This window comes from Streptomyces sp. NBC_01460, assembly GCF_036227405.1.
Taxonomy (GTDB): Bacteria; Actinomycetota; Actinomycetes; order Streptomycetales; family Streptomycetaceae; genus Streptomyces.
Genome location: NZ_CP109473.1, coordinates 6,185,750 through 6,209,988 on the forward strand (window position 1 = coordinate 6,185,750; position 24,239 = coordinate 6,209,988).

At 72.0% G+C, this 24,239-nt stretch carries 18 protein-coding genes; 14 read left to right on the forward strand and 4 right to left on the reverse strand.

From position 1 onward, the window contains the following. The first annotated feature begins 2 nt into the window (after positions 1–2). The gene (locus OG488_RS28025; protein WP_329233574.1) at positions 3–1,397 is read left to right on the forward strand and encodes a sensor histidine kinase; all 1,395 of its coding nucleotides are present in this window, start codon (positions 3–5) and stop codon (positions 1,395–1,397) included. A gap of 45 nt (positions 1,398–1,442) precedes the next feature. On the opposite strand, the gene OG488_RS28030 is transcribed toward OG488_RS28025, so the two are convergent. After that, on the reverse strand, positions 1,443–2,441 hold the full coding sequence (locus tag OG488_RS28030) for a TAXI family TRAP transporter solute-binding subunit (RefSeq protein ID WP_329233576.1): 999 nt from the start codon (positions 2,439–2,441) through the stop codon (positions 1,443–1,445). Between the two features lie 125 nt (positions 2,442–2,566). Then, the gene (locus OG488_RS28035; protein ID WP_329233578.1) at positions 2,567–3,481 is read right to left on the reverse strand and encodes a YceI family protein; all 915 of its coding nucleotides are present in this window, start codon (positions 3,479–3,481) and stop codon (positions 2,567–2,569) included. A gap of 263 nt (positions 3,482–3,744) precedes the next feature. On the opposite strand from OG488_RS28035, the gene miaB reads away from it, so the two are divergent. Both miaB and OG488_RS28045 read left to right on the forward strand, forming a co-directional pair. Continuing rightward, positions 3,745–5,265, forward strand: coding sequence for a tRNA (N6-isopentenyl adenosine(37)-C2)-methylthiotransferase MiaB (miaB, locus tag OG488_RS28040; RefSeq protein WP_329233581.1), 1,521 nt, complete (start codon positions 3,745–3,747; stop codon positions 5,263–5,265). A gap of 14 nt (positions 5,266–5,279) precedes the next feature. Beyond that, positions 5,280–5,999: a class III extradiol dioxygenase subunit B-like domain-containing protein gene (locus tag OG488_RS28045; RefSeq protein WP_329233583.1), complete on the forward strand. Its 720-nt coding sequence runs from the start codon at positions 5,280–5,282 to the stop codon at positions 5,997–5,999. A gap of 100 nt (positions 6,000–6,099) precedes the next feature. Here OG488_RS28045 and OG488_RS28050 read toward each other — a convergent pair whose 3' ends face one another. Continuing rightward, positions 6,100–6,345 (reverse strand): antitoxin, encoded by a 246-nt coding sequence (locus OG488_RS28050; RefSeq protein WP_329233584.1) that lies wholly within the window; start codon positions 6,343–6,345, stop codon positions 6,100–6,102. 175 nt (positions 6,346–6,520) lie between these two features. Between OG488_RS28050 and miaA the strand changes: the two genes are divergently transcribed. The 6 genes from miaA to hflX all read left to right on the forward strand — a co-directional run bounded on the left by miaA (position 6,521) and on the right by hflX (position 14,484). Beyond that, positions 6,521–7,459, forward strand: coding sequence for a tRNA (adenosine(37)-N6)-dimethylallyltransferase MiaA (miaA, locus tag OG488_RS28055; protein ID WP_329233586.1), 939 nt, complete (start codon positions 6,521–6,523; stop codon positions 7,457–7,459). A 107-nt stretch (positions 7,460–7,566) separates the two neighbouring features. Beyond that, positions 7,567–8,004, forward strand: a complete 438-nt coding sequence (locus OG488_RS28060; RefSeq protein WP_329239077.1) for a hypothetical protein — start codon at positions 7,567–7,569, stop codon at positions 8,002–8,004. Between the two features lie 63 nt (positions 8,005–8,067). Then, on the forward strand, positions 8,068–8,940 hold the full coding sequence (gene dapF, locus OG488_RS28065) for a diaminopimelate epimerase (RefSeq protein ID WP_329233588.1): 873 nt from the start codon (positions 8,068–8,070) through the stop codon (positions 8,938–8,940). A gap of 140 nt (positions 8,941–9,080) precedes the next feature. Then, on the forward strand, positions 9,081–11,231 hold the full coding sequence (locus OG488_RS28070; RefSeq protein WP_329233590.1) for a RelA/SpoT family protein: 2,151 nt from the start codon (positions 9,081–9,083) through the stop codon (positions 11,229–11,231). 108 nt (positions 11,232–11,339) lie between these two features. Beyond that, positions 11,340–12,830 carry a M1 family metallopeptidase gene (locus OG488_RS28075; RefSeq protein ID WP_329233592.1) on the forward strand — a complete coding sequence of 497 codons (1,491 nt, stop codon included), beginning with the start codon at positions 11,340–11,342 and terminating at the stop codon, positions 12,828–12,830. A 133-nt stretch (positions 12,831–12,963) separates the two neighbouring features. After that, positions 12,964–14,484, forward strand: coding sequence for a GTPase HflX (hflX, locus tag OG488_RS28080; RefSeq protein ID WP_329233594.1), 1,521 nt, complete (start codon positions 12,964–12,966; stop codon positions 14,482–14,484). Between the two features lie 132 nt (positions 14,485–14,616). On the opposite strand, the gene OG488_RS28085 is transcribed toward hflX, so the two are convergent. Next, on the reverse strand, positions 14,617–15,828 hold the full coding sequence (locus OG488_RS28085; RefSeq protein ID WP_329233595.1) for a trypsin-like serine peptidase: 1,212 nt from the start codon (positions 15,826–15,828) through the stop codon (positions 14,617–14,619). Between the two features lie 334 nt (positions 15,829–16,162). Here OG488_RS28085 and OG488_RS28090 point away from each other — a divergent pair, with 334 nt between their 5' ends. From OG488_RS28090 to OG488_RS28110, 5 genes are read left to right on the forward strand one after another with little or no spacing between them, the layout of a single operon-like run. Continuing rightward, the gene (locus OG488_RS28090; RefSeq protein WP_329233597.1) at positions 16,163–17,554 is read left to right on the forward strand and encodes a diaminobutyrate--2-oxoglutarate transaminase family protein; all 1,392 of its coding nucleotides are present in this window, start codon (positions 16,163–16,165) and stop codon (positions 17,552–17,554) included. 28 nt (positions 17,555–17,582) lie between these two features. After that, complete coding sequence (locus tag OG488_RS28095; protein WP_329233599.1) at positions 17,583–19,490, forward strand: IucA/IucC family protein; 1,908 nt, start codon at positions 17,583–17,585, stop codon at positions 19,488–19,490. 40 nt (positions 19,491–19,530) lie between these two features. Further along, positions 19,531–20,247 carry a GNAT family N-acetyltransferase gene (locus tag OG488_RS28100; RefSeq protein WP_329233600.1) on the forward strand — a complete coding sequence of 239 codons (717 nt, stop codon included), beginning with the start codon at positions 19,531–19,533 and terminating at the stop codon, positions 20,245–20,247. A gap of 60 nt (positions 20,248–20,307) precedes the next feature. Further along, entirely contained in the window at positions 20,308–22,152 is a 1,845-nt protein-coding gene (locus OG488_RS28105) for an IucA/IucC family protein (RefSeq protein WP_329233602.1), read from the forward strand. A gap of 50 nt (positions 22,153–22,202) precedes the next feature. Next, entirely contained in the window at positions 22,203–24,170 is a 1,968-nt protein-coding gene (locus OG488_RS28110; protein WP_329233604.1) for an ATP-dependent DNA helicase, read from the forward strand. The last annotated feature ends 69 nt before the right edge of the window (positions 24,171–24,239 follow it).

The window sequence follows — 24,239 nt, forward strand, 5'->3', positions numbered from 1 at the left end:
CTGTGCGCACCCGCCTGCTCCCCCTGCTCATCGTCCTGATGGCCGCCGTGCTGCTGGCCCTCGGGGTCCCGCTGGCCGCGCGGGTGGCCGCCGCCGAACAGCAGCGGGTCGTCATCGACCGGATCGACGACACCGCTCGGTTCGGCGCGCTCGCCCAGTTCGTCAGCGAACCCGCCCAGGGTTCCGACGAACGGCGGCGCATCCTCCAGGCCGAACTCGAGGCCTACGACTCGGTGTACGGGATCCGCGCCGGGGTCTTCTACCGGGACGACAGAGCCCTCGCCAAGGCCCCTGCCTCCTGGACCCTGCCCGTCGAGGGAGAGGGCCGGGAGGCCTTCCAGGAGGCCCTCCTCGGCCGCCGCTCCCACGACCCGCCCCAGGTCTGGCCCTGGCAGCACGGCCGTATCGTCGTCGCCTCGCCCGTCGTCAGGGACGGAGACGTGGTCGCCGTCGTCGTGACCGACTCACCCACCGGGGACATGCGGTCCCGGACCGTGCGCGGCTGGCTGCTCATCGCCCTCGGGGAGGCCGTGGCCATGCTGGTGGCGGTCGGGGCGGCGATCCGGCTCACCGGCTGGGTGCTGCTGCCGGTACGGGTGCTGGACGCGGCCACCCACGACATCGCGAGCGGCCGGATGAGGTCCCGCGTCGTCGCGTCCGGCGGGCCTCCGGAGCTCAGGCGCCTGGCCCGGTCGTTCAACGAGATGGCCGACAACGTCGAGGACGTGCTGGAGCAACAGCGCGCCTTCGTCGCCGACGCCTCGCACCAGTTGCGCAACCCGCTGGCCGCGCTCCTGCTCAGGATCGAGCTCCTCGCCCTCGAACTGCCCGAGGGAAACGAGGAGATCGCCTCGGTCCGTACGGAGGGCAAGCGCCTCGCGCAGGTCCTCGACGACCTGTTGGACCTCGCGCTGGCCGAACACACCGCAGCGGACCTCCGGCTCACGGACATCGCCGCGCTCACCGGCGAACGGGTCGCCTCATGGCGTCCGCTGGCCGAGGAGAAGGGCGTGCTGCTGACGCTGGACGGGGCGCCCGCGGTGACCGGCTGGGCGGACCCGATCGCCCTGTCCAGCGCGCTGGACGCCGTGATCGACAACGCGCTGAAGTTCACGCCGGAGGGCGAGGAGGTCAGGGTCACGGCCGGGGCCGACGGCGAGGTCGCGACGGTCGTGGTCGCGGACCGTGGGCCCGGTCTCACGGAACAGGAGCTGGAGCGCGTCGGCGACCGTTTCTGGCGCAGCGGGCGGCACCAGAACGTCAAGGGGTCCGGGCTCGGCCTCTCCATCTCGCGTGCGCTGCTCGCGGCGGGCGGCGGGTCGATCGGCTACGGCACCCACGAGCCGCACGGCCTGCGGGTCACCGTGACGGTGCCGCGCAACCCTCCGCACCTGTGAGCCCCGCGCGTTCCTGTCAGCCCCTGTGAGCCCCGGGCGGTCCCGTCAGGGCTTGGCCGAGCGGTAGTAGCGCTTGGCTCCCTCGTGCAGGGGCAGCGGATCCGTGTAGATCGCCGTCCGCAGATCCACCAGCTGCGCCGAGTGCACCTCGCGGCCGATCCGGTCCCGGCTGTCGATCACGGTCCGGGTGAACGCCTCGGTCGTCAGCGGATCCACACGGTCCGTGGTGATCAGCAGGTTGGAGACCGCCACCGTCTGCACGGCCTGCCCCTGCTGGGCGTCGAGGTAGGCGTCCGCCGGCATCACGGCCGAACGGTAGTAGCGGGTGGATCCACCGGCCGCCTGGAGCTCGGTCACCAGCTTCTCGTCGAGGGGCACCAGACGGATGGCGAACCTCTTCGAGAGGTCCTGCACCGCGCCGGTCGGCAGCCCGCCCGACCAGAAGAAGGCGTCCAGCCGGCCGTCCGTCAGCCTCTCCGGCATGGTGTCGATGCCCGCGTGGACGGGCGTGATGTCCGCCGTGGGGTCGAGGCCCGCCGCCTTCATCAGCCGGTCGGCGACGAGGAGCACCCCGGACCCCGCCTGCCCCACACCGATCCTCCTGCCGCGGAGATCGGCGACCGTCCGGATCCCGGAGTCCCTGGGCACGATCAGCTGGACGTAGTCGTCGTACAGCCGGACGCAGCCCCGCAGCCGGTCGGCGCCCGGCTTTCCGCTGTGCAGGTACGTGGCGACGGCATCGGCCGTGGCGATGGTGAAGTCGGCCTTCCCCGTCGCCACCCGTTCGACGTTCTGCTGGGAGCCCTCGCTCGTCTGCAGCCCTATGGACACCTTGGGCATGTCCTTGGCCAACGCGCCTTCCAGCCGCTGCCCGTAGCGCTGGTAGACCCCGCTCCGCACGCCGGTGGAGAACGTGAGCGAACCGCTCGGTTCCTCCTCCCCGATCGGGAGGACCCACCACAGCAGGAGTCCGAGCACGACCGCGGCGGCGGCGCTCCCTTGAAGGATGCGTCGCCGGCCGAAACGGGACGGTGCGTGCAGCATGGCGCGATCCTGCCATTTCCCTGCCCGTGCTGGCCAGGGCGGACAGGTGACACCCGTGCCGGTCGCGGCCCCTCCTGTCGCGCGGGTCAGGATTTCCGCGCCCCGGGGAGGGCGCCCCCCCGCCGTCACTCCGGAGGCGTCGGGGTGTCGGGGCCCTGGAACATCGTCTGGATGTCCATCTCCAGCTGGATCGTGGGCCCGACGATGGCGATGCCGCGGGCGAGCATGTTGCGCCAGTTCAGGGTGTAGTCCTCGCGGTGCAGCTCGGCCGTGGCACGCGCCGCGCAGCGCAGTTCCTCGCCGTAACCGCCGTTGACGGCGCCCAGGTACTGCGTGTCCAGGGAGACGGAACGGCTCACACCGTGCATCGTCAGCCCTCCCTGGACCGTCCAGTTGTTCCCGCCCCGGTACACGAAGCGCCTGCTGGCGAAATGGAGGTGCGGGTAGTTCTCCACGTCGAGGAAGTCCGCGGAGCGCAGATGGTTGTCCCGGGTCTTGTTGCCCGTGTTGATGCTCGAGGCGTCGATGCGTATCTCGACCTGCGAGTCCTCGACCACGGGTGCGATCCGGACTCCGCCCTCGAAGGCGGTGAAGCGGCCGTGCACGTTGGCCATGCCGACGTGCTTCGCGATGAAGCGGATCGCGGTGTGCGGCGGGTCGAAGAGCCAGGTGCCGGGTGCCGGGGGCTCCAGCTGCCGGGCGACGTCCAGCTGTACGCGGCCCATCGACAGGGTCTCGCCCGCGGCGATGCCGAACGTCCAGCTGGCCGGCTGCATCCCTTCGGCCGTCATCAGCAGTCGGTAGTCGCCGGGCGGCAGGGCGGCGACGAACATGCCGTAGAGGTCGGTGGTGCCCTTCGCAACCGTCCGGGCCGATTCCTGGGCGGTCACCGTGATCTCGGCGCCGCCGAGCGGCTGGCCCATCGGGTCGATCACCTCACAGGTGACGGTTCCGGCCCCGGCCGGGACGGGAAGGGCGAATCTCGCACCGCCGCCGGAGGCTGCCTTCGATCGCCTGCCGCGGAGGAGAGAGAGGACCATGACATGCACCTTTCGAGCGTGGAAGATCAGCATAGGAAGAGACCGGAACGAGGCATTCAACGGCCCCCCGGGTCCCCTCCGCCCCCGGGCCGGCGCCTGTCCTCCGCGGACCCGCGGAGCCGTCCGGCCGGTCCGGGGCCGTCCCGCGCGACGGTCGCCGGAGCGCGGCTCGCAGCCGGACGGCACGCCCCCACGGCTGCCGTACACGTCGTGCCGCTGCTCCGGCGTAGGGGCGTGCCCCGGCCACCGCCTACCCTTGTCCCATGACCAGCGGCAACCGGAGCGAAGCAGTGGACGTCCAGAAGAGCTACGAGGTACGCACTTACGGGTGCCAGATGAACGTCCACGACTCCGAACGCTTGTCGGGTCTTCTGGAGGGCGCCGGATACGTGCGCGCCCCCGAGGGCTCCGACGGCGACGCCGACGTCGTCGTCTTCAACACCTGCGCGGTCCGTGAGAACGCCGACAACAAGCTCTACGGCAACCTCGGCCGCCTCGCCCCGATGAAGACGAAGCGCCCCGGGATGCAGATCGCCGTCGGCGGCTGCCTGGCGCAGAAGGACCGCGACACGATCGTCCGGCGCGCCCCCTGGGTGGACGTCGTCTTCGGTACGCACAACATCGGCAAGCTGCCGGTGCTGCTGGAGCGCGCCCGGGTCCAGGAGGAGGCGCAGGTCGAGATCGCCGAGTCCCTGGAGGCGTTCCCCTCGACGCTGCCCACCCGCCGTGAGTCCGCCTACGCCGCGTGGGTGTCGATCTCCGTCGGCTGCAACAACACCTGCACCTTCTGCATCGTCCCGGCGCTGCGCGGCAAGGAGAAGGACCGCCGCACCGGTGACATCCTCGCCGAGATCGAGGCCCTCGTGGCCGAGGGCGTCAGCGAGATCACCCTGCTCGGCCAGAACGTCAACGCCTACGGCTCCGACATCGGCGACCGGGAGGCCTTCTCCAAGCTGCTGCGGGCCTGCGGCACGATCGAGGGTCTGGAGCGGGTGCGGTTCACCTCGCCCCACCCGCGTGACTTCACCGACGACGTGATCGCGGCGATGGCCGAGACGCCGAACGTGATGCCGCAGCTGCACATGCCGATGCAGTCGGGCTCGGACACGATCCTCAAGGCCATGCGCCGCTCCTACCGCCAGGAGCGCTTCCTCGGGATCATCGAGAAGGTGCGTGCCGCCATGCCGGACGCCGCCATCTCCACCGACATCATCGTCGGCTTCCCCGGAGAGACGGAGGAGGACTTCGAGCAGACCATGCACGCCGTCCGCGAGGCCCGTTTCGCGAACGCCTTCACCTTCCAGTACTCCAAGCGCCCCGGGACCCCCGCCGCCGACATGGAGGGGCAGATTCCCAAGGAGGTCGTACAGGAGCGCTACATGCGCCTGTCGGCCCTCCAGGAGGAGATCTCCTGGGAGGAGAACAAGAAGCAGGTCGGCCGGACCATCGACGTCATGGTCGCGGAGGGCGAGGGCCGCAAGGACGGTGCCACGCACCGGCTGTCCGGCCGCGCTCCCGACAACCGCCTGGTCCACTTCACCAAGCCGGCCGAGGACGTACGCCCCGGGGACGTGGTGACCGTCGAGATCACCTACGCCGCCCCGCACCACCTGCTCGCCGAGGGCACACCTCTGGGCGTCCGCCGCACCCGGTCGGGCGACGCCTGGGAGAAGCGCACCGCCGCCCCCGCCGTACAGCCCGCGGGCGTCATGCTCGGCCTGCCCGGCATCGGCGCCCCGGCACCGCAGCCCGCGGCCGCCACCCCGGGGTGCGGCTGCGACTGAGTACGCTGACCGGCATGCTTGTCGCCGCAGCCGTCTGCCCCTGCCCGCCGCTCCTGGTTCCCGAGGTGGCCGCGGGCGCCGGGCCCGAGCTAGACGCCGCGAGGAACGCGTGCCTCGACGCGCTGGGCGTGCTCGCCGCCTCGCAACCGGATGTGCTGATCGTGGCCGGACCCGCCGGGCCGGACGACCGGGGCCCGTTCCTTCCGGGCTCGGCCGGCTCCTTCGCCGCGTTCGGCGTCGACCTGACCGTGCGGCTGGGGGAGTCGCCCGCCGGGGCCGCCGCCCCGGAGCGCCCGCTGCCGGCGTCCCTCGCCGTCGGCGCCTGGCTGCTGGAGCGGGCCCGGTGGAGCGGCCCCCCGGTCGAAGGTCTCGGCGTGGGGGAGACGCTCACCGCCGAACGCTGCCTCACGGCCGGGGCGGAGCTGGCGGCCAGGGCGGAGCGGGTGGCCCTGCTCGTCATGGGCGACGGCAGCGCCTGCCGTACGGTCAAGGCGCCCGGCTACCTGGACGAGCGGGCGGCCGGCTTCGACGCCGAGGCGGCCCGGGCCCTGGGCCGCGCGGACGTGGCCGCGCTGAGCGCCCTGGACGAGTCCCTCGCGTACGAACTCAAGGCGGCGGGCCGGGCACCCTGGCAGGTGCTCGCGGGCGCCGCCCGGGGCGCTGGCCTGGAAGGGCAGCTCCTGTACGAGGACGCCCCGTACGGCGTGGGCTACGCCGTCGCCGCCTGGTCGTGAACCACGGCCGGGCCGCGGAACCCGGCCACTCCGCCGCCGTCATGCGCGAGGGCCGTGGAGCGAGATCGCTCCACGGCCCTCGGTTCCGCTGACACCCGGGTCAGGAGGCGGGCGGCGGTGGCGGTGTACCGCCCTCGTTCTTGTTGCCCAGGCGGTCGACCGCGTCCTTGGCCTTCTGCGTGCCGGACACGATCTTGTCGCTGTACTTGCCCTTGGTCCTTTGGTCGACCGTGCGGGCGGCCTTGTCGAGGCCCTGGTCGATCTTGCCCCCGTGCTGCTGCGCGAGGTCGCCGACCTTCTCCTTGGCCGGGGCCAGCTTGGCCTTCAGGTTGTCCAGGAAACCCATGGGTCACCTTCCGTGCTGGGGGACTGTGGGTCACATTTTACCCTTCTGTGAGCAATCACGCGTCACTCGCCGTGTCCGTCCGTGCCCGGCGGGGACCGGCCGGAAACGGGCTCCGGAGAAGCGCGTGCCGCTCCTCCCGGTCGGGGGGCGTCCCGAAGTTTGGGAGACTGTCCCGGTGAGAAGAGCAGCTCCCGCCCCGCGCGTCATCACCGTCGTCGGTCCCACCGCCGCCGGGAAGTCCGATCTGGGTGTGTTCCTCGCCCAGGAGCTCGGTGGCGAGGTGGTCAACGCCGACTCCATGCAGCTCTACCGGGGCATGGACATCGGCACGGCGAAGCTGACCTCCCCCGAGCGGCTCGGCGTACCCCACCACCTGCTGGACATCTGGGACGTCACCGAGGCCGCGAGCGTCGCCGAGTACCAGCGGCTCGCCCGCGCCGAGATCGACCGGCTGCTGGCCGAAGGGCGGACCCCCGTCCTGGTGGGCGGCTCCGGTCTCTACGTGAAGGGCGCGATCGATGCCCTGGAGTTCCCGGGCACGGACCCCGAGGTGCGCACCAGGCTCGAACAGGAACTGACGGAGCTCGGCTCCGGCGCCCTGCACGCCCGGCTCGCCGCCGCCGACCCCGAGGCCGCCCGCGCCATCCTGGCGAGCAACGGGCGCCGCATCGTCCGGGCCCTGGAGGTCATCGAGATCACGGGCAAGCCCTTCACGGCCAACCTCCCGGGCGACGAAGCGGTCTACGACGCCGTCCAGATCGGCGTGGACGTCGAACGCCCCGAGCTCGACGAGCGGATCAGCACCCGGGTCGACCGGATGTGGGAAGCCGGCCTGGTGGACGAGGTGCGCGCACTGGAGGCCCGCGGCCTGCGGGAGGGGCGGACCGCTTCCCGGGCGCTCGGCTACCAGCAGGTCCTGGCGGCGCTCGCCGGGGAGTGCACCGAGGGGGAGGCGCGCACCGAGACCGTACGCGCCACCAAACGCTTCGCGCGCCGTCAGGACTCCTGGTTCCGGCGCGACCCGCGCGTCCGGTGGCTGAGTGGCTCCGAGGAACAGCGCGGAGAACTCCCGCACCGGGCGCTGGCGTTGGTCGAACGGGCGGTCACAGCCTGATCACGTGATGGCATCGGGACGCTCCGGCCGTCATTCCGGCGGTCCCCGCCGTGCCATCATCGAGCATCGATCGACCAGTGGAGTCCGAGTTGGGAGGGCGCGTGGCGATGGAGGCCGGCCCTCGCGACACAGACCGAGACGCACCGGGTACGCGGCACGAGCCAGGACGCCTGAGCCCTGACGGGCCGGACGAGCATCTGGTGACCCCCGAGGTCGAGGTCGAGCTCCGACCCGCCCGCCGGCTGCGGATCTGGCAGCTCGCGCCCATCGTGGGCCTGGCAGCGGTCGGTTCCCTGATGTTCGCCTTCCCGCTCGCCTTCGAGTTCGGCGGCGGCGGTGCCGTCGTGGCGATGCTGGGACTGCTGATCAGCTGCTGCGCCGCCGGCTGGGGCATGATGGCGGCGCGCCGTGTGGGTCACACCTGGCCCGGCCTGCCCGGCCGGGGATCGGACGAGCGTCCCGACTGGCGGATGGTCGCGCTGTACGTGGCCGTCTGCGCCGTACTGGTGGCCCTGGCCGTCTGGCGCGTGGCCCGGCTCCGCTGACCTGCCCGGACCCTCGCGGACCCGGATCGGCGGCCTGTCGGTGAAGCCTCGTACAGTTGGCTCGTGAGCACTTCGCAGATCTCCTTCCTCAAGGGCCACGGAACCGAGAACGACTTCGTGATCGTTCCCGACCCGGACAACGCCCTCGACCTGCCGGCCCCCGTCGTCGCGCGGCTCTGCGACCGCCGGGCGGGCATCGGCGGCGACGGGCTGCTGCACGTCGTGCGGTCCGCGGCACACCCCGAGGCCCGGGGCATGGCCGAGCAGGCCGAGTGGTTCATGGACTACCGCAACGCCGACGGCTCCGTCGCCGAGATGTGCGGCAACGGGGTGCGTGTCTTCGCCCACCACCTGCGGCGCGCCGGTCTCGTCGCCGAAGGCGATCTGGCCGTCGCGACCCGGGGCGGGGTCAAGCGGGTGCACATCGCCAAGGACGGTGACATCACGGTCTCCATGGGGCGTGCCGAGCTCCCCGAGGACGGTGTCACGGTCACGGTCGACGGCCGGAGCTGGGCGGCCCGCAACGTGAACATGGGCAATCCGCACGCCGTCGCGTTCGTCGATGACCTGGCACACGCCGGGGAGCTCCACGGCGTACCGCCGTTCAGCCCGCAGTCCGTCTACCCGGACGGGGTCAACATCGAGTTCGTCGCGGACCGCGGGCCGCGGCACGTCGCCATGCGGGTCCACGAGCGCGGCTCCGGCGAGACCCGCTCCTGCGGCACCGGCGCCTGCGCCGTGGCCGTGGCGGCCGCCCGCAGGGACGGCGTGGACCCGGCGCTGACCGGCGCCCCGGCCACGTACACCGTGGACCTGCCCGGCGGCACCCTGATGATCACCGAATTCCCGGACGGCGGGATCGACATGACGGGGCCTGCCGTGATCGTCGCCGAAGGCGTGATCGACCCCTCCTGGCTCGAAACGATGATCGGTTAGAGCTTCGCTCGAATGGGTGATCCGTTTCACGCTGAGCGAGAGCGGGACTGCGCCACGTGGTGGGGTCGATAGCATCAAGCACCGGCCCGGAGGTGCATCCGCACCTCTCCACCGCCGGTCGACGTTGCCGGAGGTGCCCCATGAGCGCAGAGGCCACCAATCCAGGTGCTCCCCTTCGCAAGCGCGGTCGTCCACGGATCGATCTGCGCAGGCTGGGCCGTGTCGCCCTGCTCGGGCCGGTCTCCCGTGACCGGCTGCCCGACGCCATCGGGCACGTCGCGGAGGCCCACCGCGCGCACCACCCCGACGCCGGCCTCTCCGTCCTGCGCAAGGCCTATGTCCTCGCCGAGTCCTCCCACCGCGGCCAGATGCGCAAGAGCGGCGAGCCGTACATCACCCATCCGCTGGCCGTCACCCTGATCCTCGCCGAACTGGGCGCGGAGACCACGACCTTGACGGCCTCACTCCTCCACGACACGGTCGAGGACACCGAGGTGACCCTCGATCAGGTGCGGGAGGAGTTCGGCGACGAGGTCTGTTATCTGGTCGACGGCGTCACCAAGCTCGAGAAGGTCGACTACGGCGCCGCCGCCGAGCCCGAGACCTTCCGCAAGATGCTCGTCGCCACCGGCAACGACGTCCGGGTCATGTCGATCAAACTGGCCGACCGGCTGCACAACATGCGGACCCTCGGCGTCATGCGTCCCGAGAAACAGGCCAGGATCGCCAAGGTCACCCGCGACGTCCTCATCCCGCTCGCCGAACGCCTCGGCGTGCAGGCGCTCAAGACGGAGCTCGAGGACCTCGTCTTCGCCATCCTCCACCCGGAGGAGTACGAGCGCACCCAGGCCCTCATCTCCGCCTGGGAGAGCGCGCAGGACCCGCTCACCGAGATCGCCGACAACGTCAGGACGACGCTCCGGGAAGCCGGTATCAGCGCCGAAGTGCTCATCAGGCCACGGCACTTCGTGTCCGTCCACCGGGTACGGATCAAACGCGGCGAGATGCGGGGCACCGACTTCGGGCGGCTGCTCGTCCTGGTGGGGGAGGACGCCGACTGCTACGCGGTCCTGGGCGAACTGCACACCTGTTTCACCCCGGTGATCTCCGAGTTCAAGGACTTCATCGCGGCCCCCAAGTTCAACCTCTACCAGTCGCTGCACACCGCGGTGGTCGGCCCCGAAGGCGCCGTCGCCGAGGTCCTCATCCGGACGCACCGGATGCACAAGGTGGCGGAGGCGGGCGTCGTCGCGCTCGGCAACCCGTACACCCAGGACGGCACCACCACGGCGCACCAGGCCGAACCCGTCGACGGCGAGCGCGCCGACCCCACCCGGCCCGGGTGGCTCTCCCGCCTCCTGGACTGGCAGGAGTCCGCCACCGACTCCGACACGTTCTGGGCCACGCTCCGCGCCGACCTCGCACAGGACCGGGAGATCACCGTCTTCCGCACAGACGGGGGCAGGAGGCTCGGGCTGCCCGCCGGCGCCAGCTGTATCGACGCCGCCTACGCCCAGTACGGCGACGAGGCGCACGGCTGTATCGGAGCCCGTGTCAACGGCCGCCTGGCCACGCTCAGCACCGTACTGAACGACGGCGACACCGTGCAGCTGCTGCTCGCCCAGGACGCCTCGTCCGGCCCCTCCCCGGAGTGGCTCGACCACGCCCGTACCCCCGCCGCCCGGATCGCGATCACCGCATGGCTGGACGCGCATCCCGACGGCGCGCAAGGCCCCCAGCGGAACCGGCCCGACGCACCGCGGCCGCACGCGCAGCCGGCCGACGAGGCGCCGGGCGGCCGGGGCCGGGCGGCCGGCAGGGCTCCGAGCGTGGCCGTCGACGCGCCGGGGGCGCCGGTCCGGCTCGCCGGCTGCTGCACCCCCGTGCCGCCCGACGGCATCGTCGGATTCACCGTGCGCGGCGGGGCCGTGACCGTCCACCGCGAGGAGTGCCCCGCGGTGACCCGGATGCGGACGACCGGCCGGGCGGCCGTGGAGGCCCGCTGGAGCGACCCGGGCGACTGGAGCGGCACCACCGACTACCGGGTCACCCTCGTCGCCGAGTCCTTCGGCCGGCCCCGCCTCCTCGCCGACCTCACCGAGGCCATCGCGACCGCGGAGGCGGCCATCGTCTCCGCGACCGTCGAGCCGCCCAGTGAGCAGCGCGTCCGGCACACCTACACGCTGCAGCTGCCCGACGCGGCAGGGCTGCCCGGCCTCATGCGGGCGATGCGCGACGTACCCGGCGTGTACGACGTGAGCCGGGCCCAGCAGCCTGCCGCGACGGGCTGACGGCCCCCTCCTCCACGAGCCTCTCCTTGCCGCGTCCCGTCGACCCCGTTCGGGTGGTGCGGCGCGCGCCACCCCCGCACGGGCGGTGCGCGCTGGTAGCCGTAGTCCATGCCGCTCACCTCGCGCCGACTGCGTGCCGCTCTGCTGGCCACCGCGTCGGTCACCCTCGTCGCCGCCACCCTGCCCGCACCCGAGCCGCTCGGCATCGGCGACCGTCTGTTCCCTCACCTCGGCAACCCGGGCTACGACGTCCTCGCGTACGACATCTCGCTCACCTACAAGGGCAGCAACACCAAGCCCCTCGACGCCGTCACCACCATCGACGCACGGACCACGGCGCCCCTGGACCGGATCAATCTCGACTTCGCCCGCGGCGCCGTACGCTCCGTCGAGGTCAACGGCCTGGCGGCGGAGTTCGCCACCGCCGGGGAGGACCTGGTCGTCGACGCGCCCGTCCCGCTCCCGGACGGGACGCCCGTGCGGATCACCGTCCGGCACACGAGCGACCCCACCGGCGACAAGGCCAACGGCGGCTGGGTCCCCACCGCCGACGGTCTCGCGATGGCGAACCAGGCCGACGCCGCGCACCGCGTGTTCCCCGGCAACGACCACCCCGCGGACAAGGCGTACTTCACCTTCCGGGTGACCGCGCCGAAGCAGTTCACGGTCGTGGCGGGCGGCCTTCCCGCCGGACAGCGGCACCACGCGGACACGACCACCTGGACCTACCGCACCGAGCACCCCATGGCGACCGAACTGGCCCAGGTGTCCATCGGCCGCTCCGCTGTCCTGCACCGCACCGGGCCGCGTGGCCTGCCGGTACGCGACGTGGTGCCCGCGGCCGACCGCGAGAAGCTGGAGCCCTGGCTGAAGAAGACCCCCGCGCAGCTGGCGTGGATGGAGAACCAGGTCGGGCCGTACCCGTTCGAGACGTACGGACTGCTGGTCGCCGACACCGAGACCGGCTTCGAGCTGGAGACCCAGACGCTCTCCCTCTTCGAGCGCTCCCTGTTCACCGGATCCGGATACCCCGAGTGGTACGTCGACTCGGTCATGGTCCACGAGCTCGCCCACCAGTGGTTCGGCGACAGCGTCTCCCCGAGGTCCTGGTCCGATCTCTGGCTCAACGAGGGGCACGCGACCTGGTACGAGGCCCGGTACGCCGAGGAGCACGCGAAGAAGCCGCTGGAGCGGCGGATGCGGGAGGCCTACGCTCGCTCCGACACGTGGCGCGCCGCGGGCGGGCCGCCCGCCCGCCCCGACGTCCCCACCCCCGACCACAAGATCAGCCTGTTCAGGCCGGTCGTGTACGACGGCAGCGCGCTCATCCTGTACGCCCTGCGTGAGGAGATCGGCGAGGCCGCGTTCGACCGCCTGGAGCGGACCTGGGTGCGTGCCCACCGCGACGGGTCGGCGACCACGCAGCAGTTCACCACCCTCGCGTCCACGATCGCGGGCCGGGACCTGACGGCGTTCTTCGACGGCTGGCTCTACGGGAAGAAGACCCCGCCGATGCCCGGCCACCCGGAATGGCGCACCGACGCCCCCCGGGACGCCGCAGCCGTGCGGAGCCCCGCCCGGGCACCGAAACCCGAGTGACGCGCCGGGCGGGTACATGCCACTATCGACGCGTCGGCACGGCGGCCGGCCGGTCGGTCTCCCCCAGGGGAATCTTCCGGCGGGGTCACGCGTTGTGACTGACGTATCGGACTTCTATCGACGTAAGGATCCAATGACCTCCTCTTCTTCCCTTCCCCAGGACGCGCAGGACGCGCAGAGCGCTCCGGAAGCCAACTCCGAGAGCCTCACCGAGAGCCTTCGGGCCGACGCCCTGATGGAAGAGGACGTCGCCTGGAGCCACGAGATCGACGGAGAGCGGGACGGCGAGCAGCTCGACCGTTCCGAGCGCGCGGCCCTGCGCCGTGTCGCCGGTCTCTCCACCGAGCTCGAGGACGTCACCGAGGTCGAGTACCGGCAGCTGCGCCTGGAGCGTGTGGTGCTCGTCGGTGTCTGGACATCGGGGACCGTCCACGACGCGGAGATCTCCCTCGCGGAGCTCGCGGCACTGGCCGAGACAGCCGGTGCCCAGGTGCTCGACGCCGTGTTCCAGCGGCGTGACAAGCCCGACCCGGCCACCTACATCGGTTCGGGCAAGGCGCTGGAGCTGCGTGACATCGTTCTCGAATCCGGGGCCGACACCGTCGTCTGCGACGGTGAGCTCAGCCCCGGCCAGCTGATCCACCTGGAAGACGTCGTCAAGGTCAAGGTGGTCGACAGGACCGCCCTGATCCTCGACATCTTCGCCCAGCACGCCAAGTCCCGCGAGGGCAAGGCGCAGGTGTCGCTGGCACAGATGCAGTACATGCTGCCGCGTCTGCGCGGCTGGGGTCAGTCCCTGTCCCGTCAGATGGGCGGCGGCGGTTCCAGCGGCGGTGGCGGCATGGCGACCCGTGGTCCCGGTGAGACCAAGATCGAGACCGACCGGCGACGGATCCGCGAGAAGATGGCGAAGATGCGCCGGGAGATCGCGGAGATGAAGACCGGCCGCGAGATCAAGCGCCAGGAACGCAAGCGCAACAAGGTGCCCTCGGTGGCGATCGCCGGATACACCAACGCAGGCAAGTCGTCGCTGCTCAACCGGCTCACCGGGGCGGGCGTCCTCGTGGAGAACGCCCTGTTCGCGACCCTCGACCCGACCGTGCGCCGGGCCGAGACACCGAGCGGCCGCATCTACACCCTGGCCGACACCGTCGGCTTCGTGCGGCACCTGCCCCACCACCTGGTCGAGGCCTTCCGCTCCACCATGGAGGAGGTCGGCGAGTCCGACCTGATCCTGCACGTGGTGGACGGCTCGCACCCGGTGCCCGAGGAGCAGCTCGCCGCCGTGCGTGAGGTGATCCGGGAGGTCGGCGCCGTCGACGTGCCCGAAGTCGTCGTGATCAACAAGGCGGACGCCGCGGACCCGCTGGTGCTGCAGCGCCTGCTGCGCACCGAGAAGCACGCGATCGCGGTGTCGGCACGGACCGGCGCGGGGATCGACGAGCTGCTCGCGCTCATCGACGCCGAGCTGCCGCGGCCGTCCGTGGAGATCGAGGCGCTCGTGCCGTACACCCAGGGCGGGCTGGTCTCCCGGGTGCACGCCGAGGGCGAGGTGATCTCCGAGGAGCACACCCCGGAGGGCACGCTGCTCAAGGCACGCGTCCACGAGGAGCTCGGAGCGGACCTCGCGGTCTTCGTCCCGGCTGCCCACTGACGCGGTAGACACGCAAGGGGCCGGACACCCCCGCTCGACGGGGGTGTCCGGCCTCCTGCGTGGGCGGGCCCGGCTCTCTCGTGACGGGCCCCGGCACGGCAACCACCATGCCGGGGCCCGCTGTTCTCCTGCCTACCGCCCCGCGTACTTCTTGCTGACCGCGTCGTAGACGCCCTTGGCCTCCTTGCCCAGCCGGGGGCCGGCCAGCCAGCCCGCCGTCACCGGGCCGATGGAGGTGTTGGAGACGAGGGCGGGCTTACCGTCCTGGCCCTTCGCGACCCAGCCGCCGCCCGAGGAACCACCGGTCATCGTGCACCCGATGCGGTACATCGTCGGCTGCGCCTCGAACACGGCGAGGCGTCCCGGCCCGTCGGTGCACTGGAGGGCCTTCTGGCCGTCGTAGGGCGGGGCGGCCGGGTAGCCCGTCGCCGTCATGCTGTCGATCTGCGGGACGGCCGGGGCGTCGAAGTCGACGGGGAGCGCCGAACCGACGGTCTCCTCCAGGGACTTGCCCGTCGACCCCTTCTCGGGAGCGACCTGAAGGACCGCGAAGTCGTACGGGGCGCCCTGACCTCCGGTCGCGGCACCCTGGTTGATCCACTGGTCGGAGGTCTGCGCCCACTGGCCCCACCACACGCCGTACGGAGCGATCTGCTCCTTCGAGGCGTTCTCCAGCTCCGCCGTCGACAGGCCGCTGTCGTTGTACGACGGGACGAAGGCGATGTTGCGGTACCAGCCGCCGTTCTTGCCCGCGTGCACGCAGTGCCCGGCGGTCCACACCATGTTGGACTTGCCCGGGTGGGCCGGGTCCTGCACCACGGTCGCCGAGCAGACCATCGACCCCTCGGGTCCGTCGAACAGCAGTTTGCCGGACGTCGGCGCGCTGGCGTGGTACGGCGCCCGCAGGTTCGCCGCCTCGACCGGGGCGGGGGTCGGGTCCGTCACGCCCTCGTCGCCGGAGATGTCGTTGTCGACGGGGTTCTCCGGGGGCTTGTCCGCCTCCCGCATCCGGTCCGGGTTCCAGAGGTCCTCGATGATCGGGTTGACGTAGTCCTTGGCCTCACGCAGCCACTTGTCCCTGTCCCAGTTCTTCCACTCGCCGTCCCTCCAGTTCTCGAGGTCGATCCCGTGCTCCTTGAGACGGTCCTTGAGGTCGTCCGGGATCACGACCTTCCCGTCGGAGGCCTGGCCGGTGGAGCTGCTCGGCTCGCCGGCCGCGCCGTCCTCCTCCGGCCCGCAGGCCGTGGCGGTGAGCGTCAGGACAGCGGCGAGGGCGGCTGCGGCGAAAACCCGGGGGGTGCGACGGACGCTCCCCCCACGGCGTGCGGTGTCGATCGGGCGCATGGGTCGCATCTGATGATCCCCCTGGGACTTCGTCACTGACTTCGGTACTGCACTGCGGACTCGGGAGTCGCGGGCACGGCCCGGCGCGGCGCACACTCCCGGAGCGGCGCTCCTTCCCGAGTGCGGCCCCTACTATGCCGGTGCCGATGGGGACGGCGCGCGGCAGGGCCACGGTTCCGCTGCGCAAGGATCTTCCGATTTACCCGTGATCTCCTGCCGTTCGCGTCGTTGGTACGTACGGGGGACACCCGGACCGCGTTCAGCGCTGCGGTCTGCCCTCGAAGAGGCCGTACCGAGGCGCAACGCAACTGTTACCGCAGGAGGACCGACAGCCGTGGCCGTGACCGAACCAGCTCCGGTGGCACTTCCCCCCGCGCACGAGGGGATCCTGCGGCGTCAGGCGCTGCGTGAATCGGCCGCCCGCACCTATGCGCGGTCCCTGCCGATCGTGCCCGTGCGCGCGCGGGGCATGACCATCGAGGGCGCCGACGGCCGACGCTATCTCGACTGTCTGTCAGGGGCGGGCACACTCGCGCTCGGTCACAACCACCCCGTGGTGCTCGAGGCCATCAGGAAGGTCATCGACTCGGGCGCGCCGCTGCACGTGCTCGACCTCGCCACACCCGTCAAGGACGCCTTCACGACCGAGCTGTTCTCCACACTGCCGCGGGAGCTGGCGGACGACGCCCGCGTCCAGTTCTGCGGTCCGGCGGGCACGGACGCCGTCGAGGCGGCACTCAAGCTCGTGCGGGTGGCGAGCGGGCGCAGTGGGCTCCTCGCCTTCACCGGCGCGTACCACGGCATGACCGCCGGTGCCCTGGCCGCCTCGGGAGGCGCCACGGACGTGGGGGTGACGAGGCTCCCCTTCCCGCATACGTACCGCTGCCCCTTCGGAGCCGGCGGGGAGCACGGCGCGGAGCTCGCCGCACGGTGGACGGAGTACCTCCTGGACGATCCCAAGGGCGGTGTGCCCGCGCCGGCCGGCATGATCCTGGAGCCGGTCCAGGGCGAAGGCGGGGTGAACCCCGCCCCGGACGGGTGGATGCGCCGGATGCGGGAGATCACCCAGGAGCGTTCGATCGCGCTGATCGCGGACGAGGTGCAGACCGGCGTCGGCAGGACCGGCACGTTCTGGGCGGTCGAGCACAGCGGGGTCGTGCCCGACGTCATGGTGCTCTCGAAGGCGATCGGCGGCTCGCTGCCCCTCGCGGTGATCGTCTACCGCTCCGCGCTCGACCTCTGGCGGCCGGGGGCACACGCCGGTACCTTCCGGGGCAACCAGCTGGCCATGGCGGCCGGTGCCGCGACTCTCGCGTACGTACGGGAGAACCAGCTCGCCGAACGCGCGGGGACGCTGGGCGCGCGGATGCTCGCCAGGCTCCAGGCGCTGAGCGCCGACCACCCGAGCATCGGTGACGTCCGGGGCCGTGGCCTGATGATCGGCATCGAGCTCGTGGACCCCGAGGCCGAGCCGCTCACCGTCACCGACGAGAAGCGCTCCGCTCCGCCGCCCGACCCCGCCCTCGCCGCGGCGGTGCAACAGGAGTGCCTGCACCGCGGTCTCATCGTCGAAGTCGGCGGACGGCACAGCGCCGTGGTCCGTCTGCTGCCTCCCCTCACTCTCACCGACGAGCAGGCGGTGGCGGTCGTCGACCGCCTCGCCGACGCGCTGAGAGCCGCCGAGCGTTCTCCGTACCGCCGGGCGGCTGCCGGGCAGACCCGCTGATCCCGGACCCCTCACAAGGAAGACCGCTGTGAACACCACCCCTGCGCCCGAGGCCGACGGCCCCCTCACCAGTCAGCAGCGAGGACATGACCTCCCGGACGGGCTGCTCGCCGTCGAGTCGACGACCGTGCCGCGCCAGAAGGCCGGACCCCACGGGCCCCCGCGTGCCGCAGCGGACTCCCCGGCCGGAGCCGCCTTCGCCGACCGCCCCTGCCCCATGGACCCGCTGGACCATCCGGACCCGCTCCGGGCCGCGGACTCGGCCGGCACGGAGAACCTGCTGCGCTGCTGGACCAGGGAGAACGACCTGCCCCGGCCGCACGGTGGCACTCTGCGCATCCCGCTCCCCGCGAGCGGCACGGCCCTGCTGGTCCCGGTCGCCCACTGGTCCGCCACGGGCTGGCACCGCTTCGGGACCCCCGTGCTCGAGAACGCGCCCCCCGGCGCCCCGGGCGCCGACGCCGTCACCGTGGCCGCGCTGCTGAGCCGTGAGAGCGAGCGGAGCGCCGGGGTCGACCTGGTGGCCAGGGTGGCCGACTCCGTACGGCACACCGCTTCCTTCATCGCGGACCGGCGCAGCGCACCCACCGCGTCGTCCGAGGCCGATCTCTTCCTCACCGGCGAGCAGTCCCTCGTCCTCGGCCACCCCCTGCACCCCACACCCAAGAGCCGCGAAGGGCTCTCCGAGTCCGAAACCCTGCTCTACTCACCCGAGTTGCGCGGCTCCTTCCCGCTCCACTGGCTGGCCGTGGACCGCTCCGTGCTGGCCACGGACTCGTCGTGGACGAAGGCCGGCCGGCCCGTACCCGCGGAGGCGCTCCTCGCGCCCCACGCCGAGGGGCTGAGCCTCCCCGAGGGCACCGCGGCCCTCCCGCTCCACCCGTGGCAGGCCACGGAGGTCCTGCGCCGCCCCGAGGTCGTGGCGCTGTGCGAGAAGGGACTCCTGCACGACCTCGGCCCGTACGGGGAGCGCTGGCACCCCACCTCTTCCGTCCGCACCGTGCACCGGCCCGGATCCGACCTCATGCTGAAGCTGTCCCTGGGCGTACGGATCACCAACTCCCGCCGGGAGAACCTCCGTAAGGAACTCCACCGCGGAGCCGAGGTCCACCGGCTGCTCCGCACCGGGCTGGCCGACCGATGGCGGGAGGCACACCCGGGCTTCGACATCGTCCGGGACCCGGCCTGGCTGGCCGTCGACCACCCGGACGGCAGCCCCGTCCCCGGCCTCGACGTGATGCTCCGCCACAACCCGTTCGGCCCGGCCGACGACGCGGTGTGCATCGCGGGACTCACCGCTCCCCGCCCGTGGCCCGGCCGTTCCGGCACGCACTCGCGGCTCGCCGACACCATCTCCTCGCTGGCCGCGCGCACGGGCAGGACGACCGGGGCCGTCTGCGCCGAGTGGTTCCTGCGCTACCTCGACCGGGTGGTCCTGCCCGTCCTCTGGCTCGACGCGCACGCGGGCGTCGCCCTGGAGGCGCACCAGCAGAACACGCTCGTGCTCCTCGACCACGACGGCTGGCCCGTGGGCGGCAGGTACCGCGACAACCAGGGGTACTACTTCCGCGAGTCCCACCGGAGCGCGCTCGAGCGCCGGCTCCCCGGCATCGGGACCGTCAGCGACACCTTCGTCTCCGACGCTGTCACCGACGAGCGACTCGCCTACTACCTCGGCATCAACAACGTGTTCGGTCTGATCGGGGCCTTCGGCGCCCAACGGCTCGCCGACGAAAGGCTCCTCCTCGCCGCGTTCCGCCGCTTCCTCGAAGGCGCCGTGGCGCTGGGATCCCCCCTTCCCGCCTACCTCCTGGAGACCGCGCACCTGCGGTGCAAGGCCAATCTGATGACCCGGATGCACGGCCTCGACGAACTGGTCGGGCCGGTCGACACCCAGTCCGTCTACGTCACGATCGCCAACCCCCTCCGAGGCTGAGGGTCAGGACCGCCCGAACCCACGAGAGGAGAGTGGCACGGTGCACCACGCCGATGCCCGCACCGGGACCGGTGCCGACCCGTCCGACGCCACCGGTACCGAGGACACCCTGGAGCTGCGGCTCACCGAGGAACTCCTCGCCCTGCTCGGTGACGGCCCCGCGGCCCCCGCTGCGGCCGACGCCTCCGCTCTCGTGGGCAGCCCCGGCACATGGAGCCCGGTGACCACCTCCGCCGGGGAGTTCCGGCTCGTCGCGGTGGAGGCGGAACGCGATCTCGCGACGATCAGCCGCTGGATGAACGATCCGGCGGTCGCCGCCTTCTGGGAGCTGGCCGGACCGGAGGCGGTCACCGCCGCGCACCTCCGGCAGCAGCTCGCCGGGGACGGTCGCAGCGTGCCCTGCCTCGGGGTCCTCGACGGCTCACCCATGAGCTACTGGGAGATCTACCGGGCGGATCTGGATCCGTTGGCCCGCCATTACCCCGCACGGCCCCACGACGTGGGCGTCCATCTCCTCATCGGCGCGGTGGGCAACCGCGGACGGGGCATCGGCTCCCTGCTGCTCAGGGCCGTCTCGGACCTCGTGCTGGACAACCGTCCGCTCTGCGGCCGGATCGTCGCCGAGCCGGACCTGCGCAACACCCCGTCCGTGTCCGCCTTCCTGAGCGCCGGATTCCGCTTCTGCGGGGAAGTGGACCTGCCCGACAAGCGCGCCGCCCTGATGGTGCGTGACCGAGCCCACCGTGACCAGCTGTGAACCACTCGCCGTACCGCCCAGCCCGCTCGAACCCCATCGGTCCCACCCGGAGGAGTCCCCGTGCCGACATATCCAGCGAGCCGTCATCCGGCGGCGCCCCACACCCCCTTCGACACCCCGGAGCTCAACCGGGCCGTCTGGGACCGGGTGGCGGCGAGGCTCCTCGCCAAGATGCTCGGAGAGTTCGCCTACGAGGAGGTCATCCGTCCCGTACCCGTGACGGACGAGGGCGCCGGGCGGTCCGGCGCGTACTCCCTGACTCTCGACGACGGGACCTCCCTGGGCTTCCACGCCCGGCGCGGTGTCTACGGAGGCTGGCGCGTCGACCCCACGACGATCCGCGAGGATGCTGAGGGCACCGGGGGCGGGACACCCTTCCACGACCCGCTGCGGTTCCTCGCCCGCGGCAGCCGGCTGCTCGGTCTCGACGGTGCCACACTCGGTCACCTCATCCGCGAACTCACCGCCACGCTCACGGCCGACGCCCGGCTCGACCACACCGCCCTCAGCGCCGCGCAGCTCGCCGGTCTCCCCTACGCCGAGCTCGAAGGCCACCAGACGGGGCACCCCTGGCTCGTCGCGAACAAGGGCCGCATCGGATTCTCCGCCGCCGACGCCGCCCGCTTCGCCCCGGAGGCCCGGTCCGCCACCGTGCTGCCCTGGATCGCCGTCAGCACGCGGATAGCGAGCTACCGGGGAGTGGGCCGTGTCGCCGACCCCCGGGACCTCTACGGCCAGGAACTGGACCCGGACGTCAGGGAATCCTTCACCACCGTCCTGCGCGACCGGCGGCTCGACCCCGCGGACTACCTGTTCCTCCCCGTGCACCCGTGGCAGTGGGACGAGTGGATCGTCCCCCTCTTCGCCCCCGCCATCGCGGACGGCGACATCGTGCCCCTGCACACCGACGACGACCTCCGGCTGCCGCAGCAGTCCATCCGCACCTTCACCAATGTGGGGCGGCCCGACCGGCACACGGTCAAACTGCCCCTCTCGATCCTGAACACCCTTGTCTGGCGGGGCCTGCCCACCGAACGCACGCTCGCCGCCCCCCAGGTCACGGCGTGGGTCCAGGGGCTGTGCGAGGCCGATCCGTTCCTCCGCGACACCTGTGGAGTCATTCTGCTCGGGGAGGTCGCCTCGGTGGCGGTCGAGCATCCCCTCTACGACCACCTCCCGGAGTCGCCGTACCAGTTCAAGGAGATCCTCGGGGCGATCTGGAGGGAGCCGCTCCAGCCGAGGCTCGCACCCGGTGAACGCGCTCGTACGCTGGCCTCACTGCTGCACACGGACCCCGGCGGCCGTTCCTTCACGGCCGAGCTCGTCGAGCGCTCGGGACTGGCCCCCGCCGCCTGGCTGACCCGGCTCTTCGCCGCCCTTCTGCCCCCGCTCCTGCACTTCCTGTACCGCTACGGCACGGTGTTCTCCCCCCACGGCGAGAACGCCATCGTCGTCTTCGACGAGAACGACGTACCGGTCCGCCTGGCGATCAAGGACTTCGTCGACGACGTGAACGTCAGTGCGCGGCCGCTGCCCGAACACGACACGATGCCGGAGGGTGTCCGCGAGATCTTGCTGACGGAGGACCCCTCCTTCCTGACCCAGTTCATCCACTCCGGGCTCTTCGTGGGCGTCTTCCGCTACCTCTCCCCGCTCTGCGAGGAGCAGCTGGACGTACCGGAGGGTGAATTCTGGTCACTCGTCCGTGCCGAGATCCTGCGCCATCACGCCCGCTTCCCCGAGCTCAAGGAGCGGTTCGAGATCTTCGACATGCTGACCCCGACGATCGAGCGCCTCTGTCTCAACCGCAACCGTCTGCATCTTGACGGCTACCGGGACCGGCCCGAGCGCCCGCACGCCGCCGTCCACGGGGTGGTCCCCAACCCGCTCCACCCCTCCGCGTGAGGCCGGGACCGCTCGATGGTGTCAGTGGGGAGCCTTAGGGTGGACGGGCTATGACGAAGCCATCTCTCCCCGAGCTCCTCCACGCCGCCGTCGCCGCCGTCGGCGGTACGGAAAGGCCCGGCCAGGTCTCCATGGCCGAGGCCGTCGCCGAGGCCGTCGACGACAACGCCCATCTCCTCGTCCAGGCCGGTACCGGCACGGGCAAGTCCCTCGGCTACCTGGTGCCGGCGCTGGCCCACGGCGAGCGGGTCGTGGTGGCCACGGCGACGCTGGCCCTCCAGCGCCAGCTCGTGGAGCGGGACCTCCCGCGCACGGTCGAGGCCCTGCATCCGCTGCTGCGCCGGCGGCCCCAGTTCGCGATGCTGAAGGGCCGGTCGAACTACCTCTGTCTGCACCGGCTCCACGAGGGGGCCCCGCAGGACGAGGAGGAGGGGCTCTTCGACCAGTTCGAGGCGGCGGCGCCGTCGAGCAAGCTGGGCCAGGACCTCCTGCGTCTGCGCGACTGGTCGGACGAGACGGAGACCGGCGACCGTGACGACCTGACACCGGGTGTCTCGGACCGCGCGTGGTCCCAGATCTCCGTCTCCTCGCGCGAGTGTCTCGGTGCCACCAAGTGCGCGTACGGCGCCGAGTGCTTCGCGGAGGCGGCCCGCGAGAGGGCCAAGCTCGCCGATGTCGTCGTGACCAACCACGCCCTGCTCGCCATCGACGCGATCGAGGGAGCCCCCGTGCTCCCCAAGCACGAGGTGCTCATCGTCGACGAGGCGCACGAGCTGGTCTCGCGGGTCACCGGGGTGGCGACCGGCGAGCTCAACCCGGGGCAGGTGAACCGGGCCGTGCGCCGCGCCGCGAAGCTGGTCAACGAGAAGGCGGCCGACGCCCTGCTGACCGCGTCGGAGGGGTTCGAGCGGGTCCTGGAGCTCGCACTCCCGGGACGCCTCGAAGAGGTGCCGGAAGACCTGGGCTACGCGCTGATGGCCCTGCGCGACGCCGCGCGCACGGTGATCTCCGCCCTCGGAGGCACCAGGGACAAGTCCGTCCAGGACGAGGACGCGGTGCGCAAGCAGGCCATGGCGTCGGTCGAGTCCATCCACAGCGTCGCGGAGCGCATCGCCCAGGGCTCCGAGTACGACGTCGTCTGGTACGAGCGCCACGACCGCTTCGGGGCGTCGGTCCGCGTCGCACCGCTGTCGGTGTCCGGGCTGCTGCGCGAGAAGCTGTTCGCCGACCGCTCGGTGGTGCTGACCTCGGCCACGCTCAAGCTCGGCGGTGACTTCAACGGGGTCGGGGCGTCGCTCGGGCTCGCGCCCGAGGGCACGGCCGGAAACGACATCCCGCAGTGGAAGGGGCTCGACGTCGGCTCGCCGTTCGACTATCCGAGGCAGGGCATCCTCTACGTCGCCCGGCACCTGGCCACGCCGGGCCGGGAGGGCTCCCGCACGGACATGCTGGACGAGCTCGCCGAGCTGGTGGACGCGGCCGGCGGCCGCACCCTGGGCCTGTTCTCGTCCATGCGCGCGGCCCAGGCGGCAGCCGAGGAGATGCGGAGCCGGCAGGACAAGCCGGTCCTGCTGCAGGGCGAGGAGACGCTCGGGGAGCTGATCAAGAACTTTGCCGCGGACCCCGAGACCTGCCTGTTCGGGACGCTGTCCCTCTGGCAGGGCGTCGACGTCCCCGGCCCGAGCTGCCAGCTCGTGGTCATGGACCGGATTCCGTTCCCCCGGCCGGACGACCCGCTGATGAGCGCGCGCCAGAAGGCGGTCGAGGAAGCCGGCGGCAACGGCTTCATGGCGGTGGCGGCGACCCACGCGGCGCTCCTGATGGCCCAGGGTGCCGGCCGCCTCGTCCGGGCCATGGGGGACAAGGGCGTCGTCGCGGTGCTCGACCCCCGGCTGGCGAACGCCCGGTACGGGAGCTACCTCCGCGCCTCGCTGCCGGACTTCTGGTACACGACGGACCGGAACCAGGCGCGCCGCTCGCTTGCTGCCATCGACGCGGCGGCCAAGACCGCGCAGTGAAGGGGGCCGCCCCCGTGCTCCGGGCCTCGGCCCGGCACCAGGGAGGGGCGGCAGACGTGTCAGGGCCCC

What these genes read in the sequence shown, in the direction of transcription:
- OG488_RS28070 (WP_329233590.1), top strand. Translation starts at nt 9,081, where the DNA reads ATGAGCGCAGAGGCCACCAATCCAGGTGCTCCCCTTCGCAAGCGCGGT.
- OG488_RS28060 (WP_329239077.1), top strand. Translation starts at nt 7,567, where the DNA reads ATGGAGGCCGGCCCTCGCGACACAGACCGAGACGCACCGGGTACGCGG.
- OG488_RS28075 (WP_329233592.1), top strand. Translation starts at nt 11,340, where the DNA reads ATGCCGCTCACCTCGCGCCGACTGCGTGCCGCTCTGCTGGCCACCGCG.
- OG488_RS28045 (WP_329233583.1), top strand. Translation starts at nt 5,280, where the DNA reads ATGCTTGTCGCCGCAGCCGTCTGCCCCTGCCCGCCGCTCCTGGTTCCC.
- OG488_RS28035 (WP_329233578.1), bottom strand. Translation starts at nt 3,481, where the DNA reads ATGGTCCTCTCTCTCCTCCGCGGCAGGCGATCGAAGGCAGCCTCCGGC.
- OG488_RS28085 (WP_329233595.1), bottom strand. Translation starts at nt 15,828, where the DNA reads ATGCGCCCGATCGACACCGCACGCCGTGGGGGGAGCGTCCGTCGCACC.
- miaB (WP_329233581.1), top strand. Translation starts at nt 3,745, where the DNA reads ATGACCAGCGGCAACCGGAGCGAAGCAGTGGACGTCCAGAAGAGCTAC.
- OG488_RS28050 (WP_329233584.1), bottom strand. Translation starts at nt 6,345, where the DNA reads ATGGGTTTCCTGGACAACCTGAAGGCCAAGCTGGCCCCGGCCAAGGAG.
- hflX (WP_329233594.1), top strand. Translation starts at nt 12,964, where the DNA reads ATGACCTCCTCTTCTTCCCTTCCCCAGGACGCGCAGGACGCGCAGAGC.
- OG488_RS28030 (WP_329233576.1), bottom strand. Translation starts at nt 2,441, where the DNA reads ATGCTGCACGCACCGTCCCGTTTCGGCCGGCGACGCATCCTTCAAGGG.
- OG488_RS28110 (WP_329233604.1), top strand. Translation starts at nt 22,203, where the DNA reads ATGACGAAGCCATCTCTCCCCGAGCTCCTCCACGCCGCCGTCGCCGCC.